This is a genomic window from Celeribacter sp., assembly GCF_048259695.1.
Classification (GTDB): Bacteria; Pseudomonadota; Alphaproteobacteria; order Rhodobacterales; family Rhodobacteraceae; genus Celeribacter.
The window spans coordinates 286,032-301,286 of sequence record NZ_JBLXHL010000004.1 but is presented as its reverse complement, the minus strand read 5'-3'; the positions used below and the strand labels follow the sequence as shown (position 1 = coordinate 301,286).

16 protein-coding genes are annotated in these 15,255 nt (G+C 61.0%); 12 read left to right on the top strand and 4 right to left on the bottom strand.

The genetic code is table 11. From position 1 onward, the window contains the following. The first annotated feature begins 59 nt into the window (after nucleotides 1-59). The 3 genes from ACN0Q0_RS09555 to dhaL all read left to right on the top strand — a co-directional run bounded on the left by ACN0Q0_RS09555 (nucleotide 60) and on the right by dhaL (nucleotide 3,858). Nucleotides 60-1,160 (top strand): Ldh family oxidoreductase, encoded by a 1,101-nt coding sequence (locus ACN0Q0_RS09555; RefSeq protein WP_417243155.1) that lies wholly within the window; start codon nucleotides 60-62, stop codon nucleotides 1,158-1,160. Between the two features lie 132 nt (nucleotides 1,161-1,292). Beyond that, nucleotides 1,293-2,111 carry a sugar phosphate isomerase/epimerase family protein gene (locus ACN0Q0_RS09550; RefSeq protein ID WP_417243154.1) on the top strand — a complete coding sequence of 273 codons (819 nt, stop codon included), beginning with the start codon at nucleotides 1,293-1,295 and terminating at the stop codon, nucleotides 2,109-2,111. Nucleotide 2,112: 1 nt separating this feature from the next. Further along, nucleotides 2,113-3,858: a dihydroxyacetone kinase subunit DhaL gene (gene dhaL / locus ACN0Q0_RS09545; protein ID WP_417243153.1), complete on the top strand. Its 1,746-nt coding sequence runs from the start codon at nucleotides 2,113-2,115 to the stop codon at nucleotides 3,856-3,858. Here the strand turns inward: dhaL and ACN0Q0_RS09540 are convergent. Beyond that, nucleotides 3,855-5,210 (bottom strand): sensor histidine kinase, encoded by a 1,356-nt coding sequence (locus ACN0Q0_RS09540; RefSeq protein WP_417243152.1) that lies wholly within the window; start codon nucleotides 5,208-5,210, stop codon nucleotides 3,855-3,857. The genes dhaL and ACN0Q0_RS09540 overlap by 4 nt on opposite strands. Next, nucleotides 5,207-5,866, bottom strand: coding sequence for a response regulator (locus tag ACN0Q0_RS09535; protein ID WP_417243151.1), 660 nt, complete (start codon nucleotides 5,864-5,866; stop codon nucleotides 5,207-5,209). Before ACN0Q0_RS09535 ends, ACN0Q0_RS09540 begins: the two co-directional genes overlap by 4 nt. Before the next feature lie 116 nt (nucleotides 5,867-5,982). On the opposite strand from ACN0Q0_RS09535, the gene ACN0Q0_RS09530 reads away from it, so the two are divergent. The 4 genes from ACN0Q0_RS09530 to ACN0Q0_RS09515 all read left to right on the top strand — a co-directional run bounded on the left by ACN0Q0_RS09530 (nucleotide 5,983) and on the right by ACN0Q0_RS09515 (nucleotide 9,726). Next, nucleotides 5,983-6,255, top strand: a complete 273-nt coding sequence (locus tag ACN0Q0_RS09530; protein ID WP_417243150.1) for a lipid-A-disaccharide synthase N-terminal domain-containing protein — start codon at nucleotides 5,983-5,985, stop codon at nucleotides 6,253-6,255. Next, entirely contained in the window at nucleotides 6,255-7,820 is a 1,566-nt protein-coding gene (locus ACN0Q0_RS09525; RefSeq protein WP_417243149.1) for an ArnT family glycosyltransferase, read from the top strand. The genes ACN0Q0_RS09530 and ACN0Q0_RS09525 overlap by 1 nt, the downstream gene beginning before the upstream one ends. Next, nucleotides 7,817-8,545: a glycosyltransferase family 2 protein gene (locus ACN0Q0_RS09520; RefSeq protein WP_417243148.1), complete on the top strand. Its 729-nt coding sequence runs from the start codon at nucleotides 7,817-7,819 to the stop codon at nucleotides 8,543-8,545. Before ACN0Q0_RS09525 ends, ACN0Q0_RS09520 begins: the two co-directional genes overlap by 4 nt. Nucleotides 8,546-8,691: 146 nt before the next feature. Beyond that, nucleotides 8,692-9,726 carry a fatty acid desaturase gene (locus ACN0Q0_RS09515; RefSeq protein ID WP_417243147.1) on the top strand — a complete coding sequence of 345 codons (1,035 nt, stop codon included), beginning with the start codon at nucleotides 8,692-8,694 and terminating at the stop codon, nucleotides 9,724-9,726. An 85-nt stretch (nucleotides 9,727-9,811) separates the two neighbouring features. Here ACN0Q0_RS09515 and ACN0Q0_RS09510 read toward each other — a convergent pair whose 3' ends face one another. Beyond that, entirely contained in the window at nucleotides 9,812-10,087 is a 276-nt protein-coding gene (locus ACN0Q0_RS09510) for a hypothetical protein (protein WP_417243146.1), read from the bottom strand. 83 nt (nucleotides 10,088-10,170) lie between these two features. Here ACN0Q0_RS09510 and ACN0Q0_RS09505 point away from each other — a divergent pair, with 83 nt between their 5' ends. The 5 genes from ACN0Q0_RS09505 (at nucleotide 10,171) to ACN0Q0_RS09485 (ending at nucleotide 14,851) form a co-directional block, all read left to right on the top strand. Further along, the gene (locus ACN0Q0_RS09505; protein ID WP_417243145.1) at nucleotides 10,171-10,626 is read left to right on the top strand and encodes an ATP-dependent zinc protease; all 456 of its coding nucleotides are present in this window, start codon (nucleotides 10,171-10,173) and stop codon (nucleotides 10,624-10,626) included. A gap of 38 nt (nucleotides 10,627-10,664) precedes the next feature. After that, nucleotides 10,665-11,570, top strand: coding sequence for a 30S ribosomal protein S6--L-glutamate ligase (gene rimK, locus ACN0Q0_RS09500; RefSeq protein ID WP_417243144.1), 906 nt, complete (start codon nucleotides 10,665-10,667; stop codon nucleotides 11,568-11,570). Further along, on the top strand, nucleotides 11,570-12,613 hold the full coding sequence (locus ACN0Q0_RS09495; RefSeq protein ID WP_417243143.1) for a succinylglutamate desuccinylase/aspartoacylase family protein: 1,044 nt from the start codon (nucleotides 11,570-11,572) through the stop codon (nucleotides 12,611-12,613). The genes rimK and ACN0Q0_RS09495 overlap by 1 nt, the downstream gene beginning before the upstream one ends. A 123-nt stretch (nucleotides 12,614-12,736) precedes the next feature. Continuing rightward, nucleotides 12,737-13,240, top strand: coding sequence for a hypothetical protein (locus tag ACN0Q0_RS09490; RefSeq protein ID WP_417243142.1), 504 nt, complete (start codon nucleotides 12,737-12,739; stop codon nucleotides 13,238-13,240). Nucleotides 13,241-13,294: 54 nt separating this feature from the next. Continuing rightward, complete coding sequence (locus tag ACN0Q0_RS09485) at nucleotides 13,295-14,851, top strand: GNAT family N-acetyltransferase (protein ID WP_417243141.1); 1,557 nt, start codon at nucleotides 13,295-13,297, stop codon at nucleotides 14,849-14,851. Between the two features lie 128 nt (nucleotides 14,852-14,979). On the opposite strand, the gene ACN0Q0_RS09480 is transcribed toward ACN0Q0_RS09485, so the two are convergent. After that, the gene (locus tag ACN0Q0_RS09480; RefSeq protein ID WP_417243140.1) at nucleotides 14,980-15,165 is read right to left on the bottom strand and encodes a DUF3008 family protein; all 186 of its coding nucleotides are present in this window, start codon (nucleotides 15,163-15,165) and stop codon (nucleotides 14,980-14,982) included. Nucleotides 15,166-15,255: the final 90 nt, after the last annotated feature.

Sequence of the window (15,255 nt, the reverse complement as noted above, 5' to 3'; positions counted from 1 at the left end):
ACATTTCATCATACCTGCTGTCTTGATGGCTCAAGCAAACTAACATATCAGGCAGCCCCATGACCGACACCAGTCCCCACGCCGCACGCGAAGCCGCCCCACAGCGTTTTGAACGCACCGCGCTGTTTACCCTTGCCCGTGACCTGTTGGTCCACGCGGGGCTAGAGGCGCACATCGCTGCGGTGGTCGCCGACCTGTTGATCCAGACCGACGAAATCGGCGTGACCACCCACGGGCTGTCGATGATCCCCTACTACCTGCCCGAACTGGCCAACGGCAATATGACAACGCACGGCACACATGACGTGGTGGCGGATCATAAAGTGACGATGGTGTGGGATGGCAACGGCTTGCCCGGCCACTGGGTGATGACGCAGGCGCTTGCAACCTGTATGGAGCGGGCCGCCGATCTGGGGATGGCCGCGATGGCGATCCGGCGCAGCCACCATATCGGCTGCCTGTCCACCCTCACCCGCATCGCCGCTCTCAAGGGCTTTGTGTGCTATATCGCCACCTCCGATCCCTCGGGCGAATGGGTCGCCCCCTTTGGCGGCACCGAGCCTTTGTTGACGCCGAACCCGTGGGCGGTGGGCTACCCCGCCACGGATCACCCCGTGTTGATCGACACCTGCGCGTCGATTACCACCGTGTCCAAAGTCCGCGAACACATCAACACCGGCCGCCCCTTTGCAAACGACTGGATGCTCGACGCACAGGGCCGCGCCACCACCGACCCCAACGTGGTCAACACCACCCCCAAAGGTACGATCCTTCCCGCTGGCGGCATGGATCACGGTCACAAAGGCTATGCCATGGGCCTGATGGTGGAAATGCTGACGCAGGCGCTTGCCGCCCACGGACGGGTCGAGAAACCAACCCGTTGGGGCGCGAATGTCTTTCTCCAGATTATGGATCCGCAGGCCTTTGGCGGACTTGAGGCCTTTACATCACAGGTCGATCACCTCAATGCCGCGTGTCGCGCCAACACACCCGTCGACGCCGCGCGTCCCGTGCGTGTCCCCGGCGATCGTGCGGCTATGGCACGCCGGCAAAGCGCCCGACTGGGTGTCGTGGTTCCGGACGAGGTTCTCACCCGCGTACAGGCCTGCGCCGATGCGGCGGGCCTGACGATGCCAACGCCGCTGCCATCCCCCGGATAAATCTGTACTACATCCTGAGTGAAGCACATCTTCACAGACTGACCGCATGTTTTCGTTGCATACGCAGGCCCCTGCAGTAGGCTCTACGCGCACGGGAGACAGCACGCGCATTGGATCAAGGGGAAGACCGCTATGAAACTCGGACTGGGAAGCTACGCCTACCGGTGGTCCATCGGGATCAAGGATCAGGTGCCATCGGCCCCTTTGACGGCGTTTGATCTGTTGGACCGCGCACAGGCTCTTGGCCTCGACGTGGTGCAATATGCCGACAATATGCCACTGGATCGCTATTCGGAGGCCGAGCACCACCGCCTGTATGAGGTGGCTCAGGAAAAGGGTCTGACCCTTGAACTCGGCACCCAGTGTTTTGATGCCGGCGAAGTGGACCGCTATCTCGATATCGGGCAGCGCCTGCACGCGAAAATCATGCGCGTGGCTCTGGACGAGGCCGACAGCCACGTGCCCGTGGCCGCCCTTGCCGAACAGCTGCGCCCCCGCGTCGACAAAGCCCGCGCCAAGGGCATGAAAATCGCCATTGAAAACCACTTCAACTACCCCTCGCCGCGCATGGTCGAATTGCTTGACGCGGTGAATGACGATCACCTCGGGGTCTGCCTTGATGTGGCCAACTCGATTTGTGCCAATGAGTGGCCCGAAGAGACCATTTCCATGCTCGCCCCTTACACGATCAACCTGCACCTCAAGGATTACGAGATTACACCGGACCCTTACGGCGTCGGGTTTCGCATCCACGGCGTGCCACTTGGGCAGGGGCGCGCGCCGGTTGAATGGACGCTCGACCAACTCGCCCATTGCCCCGCCGATATGAGCGTGATTCTGGAACATTGGCTGATGTTGGACGAGAACGGGTTGAACGCCGCCATCGCCAAGGAACAGCCGTGGATCGAAACCACCGCGGCCGCCGCCAAGACCTTTACACAGGGACGATGACATGACTGACGACATTCGCACCAAAAAGCTGATCAACGCCCCCGAGGACATCATTTCCCACGCGCTTGACGGCATGATATCCGCCCACCCCGATATGCTGATGGTCAAAGGCGCCACAGGCCGCGCGGTCGTGGCCAAAGACGGCCCGCGTGACGGCAAGGTCGGCATCATCATCGGTGGCGGATCGGGCCACGAACCGGCGTTTGCGGGGTATGTCGGGCGCGGTCTGGCCGATGCGGCCGCCGTGGGCAACGTCTTTGCCTCCCCCTCCCCCGAACAGATCCTCGACGCCGCAAAAGCCGCCGATGGCGGCGCAGGCGTGGTCTTTCTCTACGGAAACTACACCGGCGACGTGATGAATTTCGACATGGCCGCCGAATCCTGCGAGCGTCTGGGCATCCCGGCCCGCTCGGTTCAGGTGACGGATGATGTGGCCTCGGCCCCCAAAGGACGCGAAGAGGAACGGCGCGGCATCGCGGGGGATTTCTTTGTCTTCAAAATCGCCGGAGCCGCAGCCGAACTGGGGCGTGACCTTGAGGCCTGTGTCGCCGCAGCGCACCACGCCAATGACAATTGCCGCTCGATGGGGGTGGCACTGACCGCCTGCTCCATGCCGCAAACCGGCAAACTGAATTTCGACATCGGTCACGACGAAATGGAAATCGGGATGGGCATTCACGGCGAGCCGGGGATGCGGCGCGGACCGCTTGAAACCGCCGATGCCGTCACCGACGAATTGATGGAAATGATCCTTGCCGATATGCCGCTTGGACAGGGCGACGAGGTGGCCGTTCTGGTCAACGGGCTCGGGGCCACGGGCCAATTGGAGCTTTATATCCTCCACCGCCGCGTGGCGCGGATTTTGGCGGACCGCGGCGTAAAAATCCACTATTCCTGGGTCGGCGAATACTGCACCTCGCTGGAAATGGCGGGGGCCTCCGTGACGCTCCTCAAACTCGACGACGATCTCAAAACCCTGTTGGATGTGCCGTGCCGCACGCCCGCTCTCACCGTTGCGGGCGCGCTCGCCCCCAAAGGGGCGCACACCACGCGCCAACACGCACAGACCAGCCGTCAGACCGCACAAGACCGCAGCACGCTTAAAACCGACGGGACCATTTCCCCCGCAGGGTTTCGCACCATGATCCTTGCCGCGGCGGATGCGATCTTTGCCAACCGCGACTGGCTGTCCGAGTTGGACGGCGTGATTGGGGATGGCGACCATGGCATCACAATGGACATCGGGTTTTCCGCCATCCGCGCCGAACTGGCGCAGGATCAGGACGAGACCATCACCGGAATGTCAAACCGAATGGGCAAGGCGTTTCTCGACGCGGTCGGGGCCTCATCCGGCCCGCTCTATGCCTCGGCATTTCAAACGGCGGGGGCGGCGGTGGCGGACCGTCTCAACCTTGATGCCGCAGCGATGGTGGCGTGGATCGAGGGGCTTCACGACGGGATCGTGGCACGCGGCGGCGCGTCCGTGGGCGACAAAACCATGGTCGACGCCTATGTGCCGGCCGTAACCGCCGCCAAGGACGCCCGCGATGCGGGTGGCGACGTGGGGGCCTGCCTCGCGGCAGCCGTCGAAGGGGCGCAAGTCGGGCGGGACGCCACCGCGCACATGACAAGCAAGCGCGGCAGATCCAAAAAGCTCGGGGAACGCTCCGTGGGGCATATCGATCCGGGAGCCGCCTCGGCGCATATCCTGTTTGTGGCGCTGCGCGACGCCGCAGCGGCGCTTTAACCCGCGTCCAAAGTCACAACGGGAAAGGTGAACACGGCACTCACCCCGTCGCGGGCGCCAAGCGCGGGCGAGTGCAGCGTGAGCCCCCCGCCCGAATTGCGCGCAAGCGTTTCGGAAATATACAGACCAAGACCCAAACCGCCGCCCCGCGCATCATGGCGTTTGAACCGCGTGGTGAGGGTGGCGAGGTCCTCGGGGGCAATCACCTGCCCTGCGTTCGACACCGTGAGCGCCCCCGCCGTGAGGGCAAGGGTGATCGGGCGATCCCCGGCCCCGTAGCGCAGCGCATTGTCGATCAGGTTCGCGGCGACGATGGCAAAATCATCGGCACTGATCCCCGACAGCACCGGCGTATCAGACGGATCGGAGAGCAGCCGCGCGGCGATCTGTGCATTGGCACCCGCCCGTTCCTCCACCACCAGTTCCAACACCTCGCGCACATTGATCGGGACACCCGACGGCCCCGCCCCAGCCTCGGCGCGGCCCAGTTGCAACAACCGCTCCACCAGACGGGTCATGCGTTTGAGCGCCTGTTCCACGGCATCAATGTCGGTCAGATCATGGCCCGTGTGGCGCGATCTGAGGTGCTGTGTTTTGGCCAAAGCCACGGCAAGCGGCGTACGCAATTCATGGGCCGCATTGGTGGCAAAGTGGCGCTCGGCATCCAGAGCTTTGGACAGGCGCGACATGAACCCGTTCAAGGTGGCCACAACCGTGCGCAACTCGCTCGGCAACCCCGCGCTGTCCAAGGGCGACAAAAGCCCGCGGTCACGCGCCGCGATCTCGTCGCGCAGATGGTCGAGCGGGCGCAACGCGCTGCGCGTGATCCAACGCACCAAAAGGAATGAAATCGCCACCAGCGGCACCAGCGGCCCCGCAAAGCCCACCAGACTTTCGAGCACCGCCTCGGTGCGTTCGCCCGAGGAATCGCCCAGAATAACCACCGCGCCATCGGCATTAGGCGCACTGATGTAATAGCGGTAGCGTGCATCGGCGTAGAACCGGTTGGTGCCGGTTACGCGTGGGTCGGGGAACGCCACATCGCCGCGCGATTTGACGCGCACAACACCGCTTTGGTCGACAAGCGCAAAGACCATGATCGTCTCTTCGCCATCACGCGCCATCAGCGCCGCGAATTCGCTTTGCACACCCGCACCCCTGTCAAACGGCGCCGCCGGCATCAAAAGCCCCATAACAATAGGGGACATCTCGCGCAGGAGCTCGTCGCGTTGCTCATCCGTCTCGACCCGCAACAGCGCGGCCATCACCAAAACGGACAATGCCACAACCACCGCAAACCCGAGACTGGTGAACAGCGCCACGCGGCGCGCTAAACTGTGTGACCGGCTCATACGCGCCCCATTTTATACCCGATGCCGCGCACCGTCACGACCGCCGGTTTGCCCAATTTGGCCCGCACGCGGCTGACGTGGGCCTCAATGGCATTGCTTTCGACCTCATAGCCGTAGCCGTAGAGCGTGTCCTCAAGGTCGGATTTGGAAAACGTCATCCCGGGGCGCGAGGACAGCCGGTCGACCAGTCCCCATTCGCGGCGCGTCAGATCCACCACGCGCCCGTCCAGGGTCACGGATTTTGTGGCAGGGTCGACCACAACGGCGCCAAAGGCCCGCACGGGCGTCGCCGCAATGGTCAGGCGGTTCAGGTTGGCCTCGATGCGGGCCACCATTTCATCCAGATCGAACGGCTTGACCAAATAGTCATCTGCCCCCGCCTTGAGCCCCTCGATGCGTTCGGAAATACGGTCGCGGGCGGTGGCGATCAACACAGGTGCAGTATTGCCGCCGCGCCGGAGTTCACGCAAAAACGTGACGCCATCGCCATCCGGCAGGCCAAGGTCGAGCAGCAGGAGGTCGTAATGCGTGGCCGCCAAACTCGCCCGCGCCGAGGCAAGATCGGTAACGTGATCGGCGGCATGGCTGGCCGAGCGCAAATAGGCACAGATCGTCTCGCCCAGTCCCGCCTCGTCCTCAATCACCAACAATCGCATCGCCCACACGCCTCGCCGCTGTCCAGTTCCCGACCGTTATAGGACAACCGTCAGGTTCTCGTAAGGCACGATCTCCATAGCACCTCAAAACATGTCGCTATCGGAGTGGAACACTTATGCCGGACAGCTTTTGGATCACCATCGGATTTCTGGGGCAATTGCTCTTTACCTCGCGCTTTCTGGTGCAGTGGATTGCCAGTGAGCGCAAACGCGAAAGCGTGGTGCCCCATGCGTTCTGGTGGTTCAGCCTTGCGGGGGGATCGACGCTTTTGATCTACGCGCTGTGGCGCAAGGATCCCGTGTTCATCCTGGGTCAGGGCATGGGCCTGTTCATCTATGTGCGCAACCTGATGTTGCTGTCCAATACCGCCAAACGGGACGCTGCATAATGGCACATCCGCGCAGCCTCACCGCCCTCGTCCTCTTTACCGCTGTGGCCCTGATCGGGATTACCCTGCGCCCGCTCCTGCCGATTGACGAAACACGCTATGTCGGGGTCGCATGGGACATGCATGTGACGGGCGACTATTTCGTCCCCACCAAAAACTTTGAACTCTACACCCACAAACCGCCACTGTTATTCTGGCTTATCAATCTGTTGTGGGGCGTTTTCGGCGTGTCCGAATACGTGGCCCGCCTTGCGGCGCCTGTGTTCACCGTTACGGCCCTTTGGCTCACGGGGCGCTTGGCCACACAGCTTTGGCCAGAGGACACCGGCATTGGCGGTCGCGCGGTCTGGGCCTTGGCCGGCACCTTTGCCTTTGCCTTTTATGGCGGCGCGACCATGTTCGACACCGCTCTGGCCACGGCCACGCTTCTTGGGCTCTTGTCCCTCGTGGCGGCTGTCAGAACAGGGCTGTGGCGCTATTGGGCAGGTTTGGGCGTGGCCCTTGCGGTGGGCGTCCTGGCCAAAGGGCCGGTGATTTTCGTCCACCTGTTGCCCGCCGTCCTGCTCGTGCCGTTCTGGGCGCGGACCTTGCCCGCTGTGCGCTTGCCCCGTCTCGGTGCGGGGCTTGGCATTGCAATCCTCACAGGGGTGGCGGTTGCGGGCCTCTGGTTGGGTCCCGCCATCATCACCGGCGGCGCAGAATACCGCGATGCCGTGCTGTGGAAACAAAGCGCGGGGCGGATCGCGCAGTCCTTTGCCCATGCGCGCCCCGTGTATTGGTACGCCACCGTTCTCCCCGTGTTCTTGTTCCCGTGGATCTTTATCCCCCAACTGTGGCGGGCGCTCGCAAAGGCACAATGGACCGACACGGGCCTGCGCTTGGCGATTGCATGGGCGGGGTCCGCGTTTGTCCTGTTCAGCCTCATCAGCGGCAAACAATTGCACTACCTCATTCCCGAGCTGCCCGCAGTTGCGCTTGTCGTGGCCCGTTTGCGCCCGACCTTTGGCGAGACACGCCTGTGGATCCCCGCTGGTCTCATTGCGGCGCTTGGCGTGGTGTTCTGCCTTGCCGGACTGGGCGTTGTGGACGCCACACAGGCCACCGGATTGCTGACCCCGCGTGTGACGCTTTTGGCGGTCGGCCTGTCGCTTCTGGCGATTTGCGGTCTGGCATTGAATTACCCGGTGCTACGCGGCGGCGCGATCCTGTCGCTCGGCCTGTTGCTCAGCCTTGGTGCGACGGTCCGCTTTACCGGCATCTATGCCGCCTACGACACCCGCAGCATCGGAGAGTATATTGCCCCGTTCGAAGACAGCGGCATTGCGGTGTTCACCTCAAGCTACCACGCGGAGTTCAATTTTGCCGCCCGCGCCACCCGCCATATGGATCAGATCGATACCCCACAGGGTCTCGCCCAATGGCAAATAGACCACCCCAACGGCGTTATCGTCGGGCGGGTGGATAAAACACCGATCACGGCCACACCGACCGACACCGTGGTGTTCCGCGATCGCCCCTACGGCCTTTGGGCTGTGGCGGACCTCACACAAAAGGACCCGAAATGATGCAGCAAAGTCCGGATATCAGCGTTGTTATCCCCGCCAAAGACGAAATCGTCGCCATCGGCCCTCTGGTCGAGGGCATCCAAAAGGCTCTTAAGGGGCGATCCTTCGAGGTGATTGTGGTCGATGACGGATCGACCGACGGGATGGCCGTCAAACTCGACGAATTATGCGCCCGCCTGCCGTGGCTGCAAACCCTGCGCAATGACGTATCGGTCGGCCAATCCGCCGCGATCCGCCGTGGCGTGCGTGCAGCACGCGGGGCCTTGATCGTCACTCTTGACGGCGACGGGCAAAACCCGCCCGACCAGATCCCCCTGCTCATCGCCCCCTTCGAGCGCAATGATCCCGCATCCCCCGCCCTCGGCCTCGTTCAGGGACAACGGGTCAAGCGTCAGGACACCTTTGCCAAACGCTATGCATCGCGTTTTGCCAACGGGCTGCGCGGGGCGCTGCTCAAAGACAGGGTGCGCGACAGCGGGTGCGGGCTAAAGGCCTTTCGCCGTGCCGCCTATAACGATTTGCCGTGGTTCGACCATATCCACCGCTTTATGGCCGCAATGATGCTGCGGGAGGGGTGGGATGTGAAAACTGTGGATGTCACCCATTGCGAACGCAACGGCGGGCAATCGAAATACAACAATTTGCGCCGTGGTCTTGTCGGGATCCCCGACTTGCTCGGGGCAGCGTGGCTGATCCACCGCAAAGGGCCGCCCCGCTATCGATAAGCCCACGCGAGACCCCATCCGACCCGCGCCGCCCTGCGACATATTCCACCGGTGATGCAGATTTTTCACACACCGCACTCACGCGACATTTGATCTGGCGGCGGAATGGGTTATGACGTTGCGGAACATCTAGAAAAAGTAGGCGCATGTCCGACACTCCCAAGCCCACCGACACAGTCTCCACCCGTCCCCCTGCAAAAGAATGGGTGCGCGTCCTTGCGGGTTACCGCGATCCGAATACGCTGCGTAGCGGGTTCGAGCTCGCCGTGACACTTGGCCCGTTCGTTTTGTTGTGGGTTCTGGCGTGGAAAGCCCTCGCGATCAGCTATTGGCTGACCTTCGGGATTTCAATTCTCAACGCGGCCTTCCTGTTGCGCCTGTTCGCCATCCAACACGATTGTGGCCACGGGTCCTTTCTCAAAAGCCGCACGGCAAGCGACTGGCTCGGGCGTATTCTGGGCGTTCTGACGCTGACGCCCTATGATGTCTGGCGCAGCTCGCACTCCATGCACCACAGCTCGGCGGGCAACCTTGGCCGTCGTGGCATCGGCGATGTCCACACGCTCACCGTGGCCGAGTACCGCGATCTGAGCCCGCGCAAACGGTTGATGTACCGCCTGTACCGCCATCCCGTTGTCTTGTTCGGCCTTGGACCGGGCTATCTGTTTTTCCTGCAAAACCGTCTGCCTTTGGGTCTGATGGCACGGGCCAAATACTGGATCAGTGCCATGAGCACCAATGCCGCGATCCTGATCAGCCTCGCGCTTGTGTGGCATTTCGGCGGAGCCTCTGCGGTGTTCCTGATCTTCCTGCCCTCCACGCTTTTGGCGGCGACGGCGGGGGTGTGGCTGTTTTATGTACAGCACCAATTCGAAACCACCCACTGGTCGGTCGAAGAGGATTGGCAAATGCACGAAGCCGCCCTTGAGGGCAGTTCCTACTACGTGCTGCCCCCTGTGTTACAGTGGATGAGCGCCAACATCGGCATCCACCACGTACATCACCTTTATGCACGGATCCCGTTTTACAGGTTGCCCGAAGTCCTGCGCGACCACGCGGACCTTGCACAGATCAACCGCATGACAATCCGCCAAAGCCTGCACAGCGCCCGGTTGCACCTGTGGGACAGCAAGACCAAACGGTTGCTGTCATTTACCCAGGCCAAAGCGCTCTACAGCTGATCGCGTACAGCGCCAAACAACAAACGGCCCCGCCTGCATCCGCACGTGGGGCCGTTTTGTATCACCGGATGTTCACGGGGCCGGCTTATGGCTTGGCGATCACATCGGCATTGGCGCGGCGGTAATTCACAAAGGCATTGGCGCTGAGCACCACAAAAAAGCTGTCCATATCAATCAGGACATAGCCCTCTTGGAACATGGCCCGTGTGAGAGCCTGAACATCCTCGGGGTACAACCGGCGTTGCCCCGCCATGTCACGCACCATTTTTGACGGGATCCGGTAGCGGCCCGATGCCTTGCCACCAAAGCTTTGTGCGTAAAGCGCGGCAAGCCGCTTGGCTGTGTGTTCGATATTTTCCATGCCTCCATCATAAATGACAAATATTTTTTGTCTATAGACAAATATTTTCATGCAAACTAAAGAGCGCCCAAAGGAGCATTGCCATGACCCCGCACCTCAAAGTCAAAAAGCCCAAACCGGACCTCAGTGTCGTGGGGTGGATGGAATACATCGACCTGCCCGACCTCGGCCTGCACAAGGTCAAGGCAAAGTTCGACACGGGGGCGCGCACATCCGCGCTTCATGCCATGCAAATCGAGACATTCGAGCGTGACGATACGCATTGGGTGCGATTTCATGTGGACATCGAGGTTGCCGCCCCCGACCATTGGGTCGAGGCCCCCGTGCATGACACCCGCCACATCAAAAACACCAGCGGGGTTCCCGAAGAGCGGATCGTGATTTTAACACCGGTCACAATCGCGGGGCGCACATGGCCGATTGCCGTGTCATTGACGGACCGCAGCAACATGCGCTCGCCCATGATCGTCGGGCGCACCGCGCTCAAACACCAGAACATCGCGGTTCACACCCGCAAAACAAAACTGTCATCGCGATAGGTTTAACACACGCCCGAAGAGGCAAAAGGAGCTTTCCCATGAAAATCGCAATGATGGCCCGCAATCCTGACCTGTATTCCCACAAGCGGCTCAAAGAGGCCGCAGAGGCGCGCGGCCACGAATTCCACATCGTCAATACGCTGCGATGCTATATGAACATCGTCTCCAAACGGCCAGAGATGTACCACAACGGTGAAAAGCTCGAAGGCTTTGACGCTGTGATCCCGCGCATCGGCACCTCCGTGACCTTTTACGGTCTGGCCGTATTGCGCCAGTTCGAGATGATGGGCGTCTACCCCCTCAACGAAAGCGTTGCGATTGGCCGCTCGCGGGACAAATTGCGCTCGATGCAGCTTTTGGCCCGCGACGGCGTTGGGCTTCCGGTGACGACATTCGCCCATGACCCCAAACAGACCGCCGAGGTTCTCGAACTGGCGGGTGGCGCACCTGTGGTGATCAAACTGCTTGAAGGCACCCAAGGCATCGGCGTGGTTCTGGCCGATACCGACCGCTCCGCCACATCGGTGATCGAGGCGTTTCGCGGCGCAAAGGTGAACATCCTGCTGCAAGAGTTCATCAAGGAAGCGGGCGGAAAGGACATTCGCGTCATCGTGGTCGGCGGCAAAGCCATCGCGGCGATGGAGCGCACCGGCGCCAAGGGCGAGTTCCGCTCGAACCTGCACCGTGGCGGGTCGGCCAAAGTCGTGAAACTGACCCCTGCGGAACGCGCCACTGCGGTCAAGGCGGCGAAAACCATGGGCCTGAATGTGTGCGGCGTCGACATGCTGCGCTCAGAAAACGGTCCCGTGGTGATGGAGGTGAACTCGTCACCGGGTCTGGAGGGGGTCGAAAAGGCAACGGGTCTTGATGTGGCGGGTAAAATCATCGAATACATCGAGAAATCCGCCAAGCCGAACGCCACACGTACAAAAGGAAAAGGCTGATGCCGCGCCGCGCGCCCTTTATCATCAACGGAACCGAGGTTACGGCGGGAACACGTCAGACCGTCGACCTCCCCGTCAGCGTCCTGTCGGACCATACCCCTGTGACCATGTCGCTGCATGTGATCCACGGGCGCCTCGACGGGCCGACCGTTTTTGTCAGCGCGGGCGTGCATGGCGACGAGGTCATCGGCGTCGAGATCGTGCGCCGGTTGCTACGGGCCACGAACCTCAAATCCCTGCGCGGGACGTTGATTGTGATCCCGATCGTCAATGCCTTTGGCTTTATCAACCACTCGCGCTATCTGCCCGACCGTCGCGACCTCAACCGCTCCTTTCCGGGCAATGCGGGCGGGTCACTGGCCTCGCGTCTGGCGCATCTGTTCCTGACCGAGATTGTCGCACGGTGTGATTTCGGCATCGACCTGCACTCGGCGGCGGTGCATCGCACCAACCTTCCGCAAATTCGCATCTCGCCCGACAACCCGCGCACGGCGGAACTAGCCGAGGTGTTCGGCGCCCCCGTCATCTTGCAATCCCCCCTGCGCGACGGCTCCCTGCGCGGGGCCGCCAAAGAGATCGGCAAGGACGTGTTGTTGTTCGAGGCCGGCGAAGGGCTGCGCTTTGACGAAATGTCTGTGCGCGCGGGCGTGGCGGGCATCCTGCGCGTGCTGCGCCATGTCGAGATGGTCCCCGCAAAAGGCATCGCAAAACCCAAAACCCCGTCGCATTACTGTTTCTCAAGCAAGTGGTTGCGCGCCCCCGTCGGGGGCCTGTTGCGCACATTCAAGGCGGACGGGGATGTCGTGGCCGAGGGCGATATCATGGCAGTTGTCTCCGACCCGTTCGGGCAAAAGGAACGCGACATCATCGCGCCGTTTAGTGGCATCATTGTCGGTCGCGCCGTTATGCCAATCGTCAACGAGGGCGACGCCGTATTCCATCTAGCCCGCGTCAAATCCGTTGTGCGCGCCGAGGAAATGATGATGGATATGAACGACCAGCTGACCGACGATCCGCTGTTCGACGAAGACGAAATCATCTAAGCCCTGACAATACCGGCACACGGCGCGTTGGTTTCGCCCCCCCGCACCGGATTTGGCCCAACCTGCCCCTATCATTTCGCGCCACATAGCGTAAGGAACGGGGGATCAAATGGAGAAGAAACGATGCAAGCGTCACAAAGCGTGGTTGAATTGGTTGCGGCGGCACAGGCCACGGCAAAGACGTCAGAAGATCGCATATCAGAGCTTTTGAAACAGATGGACGGGTCCGACGCCCGATTGGCCGAGCTGCGTGAGGCAACACGCGCACTTGAACTGGTTGCCGTTGATATCTTTACGCTGTTCGAATCCCGGATGCAGGGTCATTTCAAACGCGGGCCTTTTTCACGCAAGTTGAAATCCATGCTCATCGCGTCCGGGGAAACCGATCTCGCCGACAGGTTCCACCAATATTACCTCGCCATCAACGTGCTCAAGCACGGCAAAGGCGCAAGTTACCGTGAGTTGCTGGCCACCCCGAGCGCCCTTTATGACGTGAAACATCCCGATGAGGTCGCCACGGATGACGCCGACACCGCGCCAAGCCTGATCGACATCAGCAAACCGGGATTTTTCGACGGGCTCGCCAGGACATTGCGCGACGCCTACCATTTCCTCGAAACGGCCTAAGGCCCGCCACCGCGTCACGGTCGCATTTGCCACCCAAGTTGAAAGATCTCCGGCATGTCGTCACCCAAGCCCAAATCCAAATCCAAAATGATTGTCCGCAACCTGAAACATGCCGACATTGCGCGTGTCAGATCGCTTGTCGAGCGCGTCTATCCCGACGAGGACACCTACACGATCAGCATGTTGGTGGGACAGTTGAACCGGTTTCCGGACGGGCAATTTGTTGTTCTGATCGACGAGGACATTGTGGGCTACGCCGCCACGTTCCGCATCTCCGAGGCCGAAGCCTTCAAACCACACGACTGGATCGGCATCACCGGAAACGGCCACCTGTCGCGCCACGATGAAAACGGCGACTGGCTTTATGGTATGGAGGTCTGTGTCGACCCCAACCGGCGGCGCCTCAAGATCGGAAACCGCCTCTATAATGCGCGGATGCAGCTATGTCAGGAGTTGCAATTAAAGGGCATTCTGTTTGGCGGGCGGATGCCCGGATTTGACCGCAAACGGCGGCTGTTCCCGACGCCTTCCGCCTATTTGCAAGCCGTGATCGACAACAAGATCAAGGATTCCGTGATCTCGTTTCACCGCCGGATGGGGTTTGAACCCACGGGTGTTTTGGCCAACTATTCGCCTGCCGACACGCCATCGGGGGGCCATGCAACGTTGATGGTGTGGCGCAACCACGATTACACCGAACCCGAAACATCCGGCGTGATCGGCCGCGTCAACCGTGACCTTGTGCGGATTATCTCGGTCCAGAAACAGGCCCGCACGATTTCTCATGTCGACGAGTTTTTCTCTGCCATCGACTATTTTGTCGAGGTGGCATCGGATTACAAAGGCGACTTTGTTCTGTTCCCCGAGCTGTTCACGCTTGAGCTGTTGTCATGCGAGGCCGAGGTGTCCCCCGACATCGCGATCCAACGCATGACCGAGTACACTGAACGCTTTGTCCAACACATGTCGCAACTTGCGGTGCGCACCAACATCAACATTATCGGCGGCTCCCATCCGACGAAAACCGATGATGGCGAGCTTCAGAACGTCGGCTATGTGTTCTTGCGCGACGGGTCGATCCATATGCAGGAAAAACTGCATCCAACGCCGGACGAAAAATATTGGTGGAGCATTCAGGGCGGCGATGAAATCAATGTGATCCAGACGGATTGCGGCCCCATCGGTGTGATGATTTGCTACGACAGCGAATTCCCCGAAATCGGCCGGCGCCTTGCGGATCAGGGCGCACAGATTTTGTTCGTCCCCTATTGCACCGACACACGGCAGGGGCATTTGCGCGTCAAATATTGCTGTCAGGCCCGCGCCATCGAGAACCAGCTTTTCGTCGCGACCTCAGGCATGGTCGGCAACTTGAAAAATGTTGCCAACATCGACATCAACTACGCCCAATCGGCAATCTACACCCCAAGCGATTTCGCGTTTGCCCGCGATGGCATTGCCGCCGAAGCCACCGAAAACGCCGAAATGGTGGTCGTCGCCGATGTGGACCTGTCCAATCTGCGCCATGCCCGCGCCCAAGGAGAGGTGCGAAACCTCAAAGACCGCCGGCTTGATCTGTACACCGTCAAATGGAAAGAGCCGCGCCGGTAAGACACGCGCCACAGCCGTCAGGCCCCGGCCACCAACGGTGGCAAAAACAGGGGCGTCACAGGGGCGTCAACGGGCGACCCCCAACACACATGCCAAAACACGGCTGACATCTCTATGGGAACCCTGCGCTATGCGCGGGGGGAATGTCCGTCACCGGGAGCGGCGCGATAGGCCATTTCCTCCAACTCGCTCTCGGTCAGATTGTCATAGAACTGTTTCGGTGTGCCGCTTAAATCATGGCTCGTGCGCTCGCCGCGCTTGGCAGCAAGGGCGACACCTGCGGCGTCGAGATGGGTTTTGGCGTGAAATGTCATGTCGGGCTCCGGTTCAAACGCGATTGGATCGGAGCAGTGAAACAGGGGAGTGTTAGCGAAGTGTTAAAAAGGGCCGCCCGATTTGGGCGA

Coding starts and splice junctions, on each gene's coding strand:
- ACN0Q0_RS09530 (WP_417243150.1), top strand. CDS start 5,983: ATGCCGGACAGCTTTTGGATCACCATCGGATTTCTGGGGCAATTGCTC.
- ACN0Q0_RS09555 (WP_417243155.1), top strand. CDS start 60: ATGACCGACACCAGTCCCCACGCCGCACGCGAAGCCGCCCCACAGCGT.
- ACN0Q0_RS09515 (WP_417243147.1), top strand. CDS start 8,692: ATGTCCGACACTCCCAAGCCCACCGACACAGTCTCCACCCGTCCCCCT.
- dhaL (WP_417243153.1), top strand. CDS start 2,113: ATGACTGACGACATTCGCACCAAAAAGCTGATCAACGCCCCCGAGGAC.
- ACN0Q0_RS09520 (WP_417243148.1), top strand. CDS start 7,817: ATGATGCAGCAAAGTCCGGATATCAGCGTTGTTATCCCCGCCAAAGAC.
- ACN0Q0_RS09535 (WP_417243151.1), bottom strand. CDS start 5,866: ATGCGATTGTTGGTGATTGAGGACGAGGCGGGACTGGGCGAGACGATC.
- ACN0Q0_RS09505 (WP_417243145.1), top strand. CDS start 10,171: ATGACCCCGCACCTCAAAGTCAAAAAGCCCAAACCGGACCTCAGTGTC.
- ACN0Q0_RS09490 (WP_417243142.1), top strand. CDS start 12,737: ATGCAAGCGTCACAAAGCGTGGTTGAATTGGTTGCGGCGGCACAGGCC.
- ACN0Q0_RS09525 (WP_417243149.1), top strand. CDS start 6,255: ATGGCACATCCGCGCAGCCTCACCGCCCTCGTCCTCTTTACCGCTGTG.
- ACN0Q0_RS09495 (WP_417243143.1), top strand. CDS start 11,570: ATGCCGCGCCGCGCGCCCTTTATCATCAACGGAACCGAGGTTACGGCG.
- ACN0Q0_RS09510 (WP_417243146.1), bottom strand. CDS start 10,087: ATGGAAAATATCGAACACACAGCCAAGCGGCTTGCCGCGCTTTACGCA.
- ACN0Q0_RS09485 (WP_417243141.1), top strand. CDS start 13,295: ATGTCGTCACCCAAGCCCAAATCCAAATCCAAAATGATTGTCCGCAAC.
- rimK (WP_417243144.1), top strand. CDS start 10,665: ATGAAAATCGCAATGATGGCCCGCAATCCTGACCTGTATTCCCACAAG.
- ACN0Q0_RS09480 (WP_417243140.1), bottom strand. CDS start 15,165: ATGACATTTCACGCCAAAACCCATCTCGACGCCGCAGGTGTCGCCCTT.
- ACN0Q0_RS09540 (WP_417243152.1), bottom strand. CDS start 5,210: ATGAGCCGGTCACACAGTTTAGCGCGCCGCGTGGCGCTGTTCACCAGT.
- ACN0Q0_RS09550 (WP_417243154.1), top strand. CDS start 1,293: ATGAAACTCGGACTGGGAAGCTACGCCTACCGGTGGTCCATCGGGATC.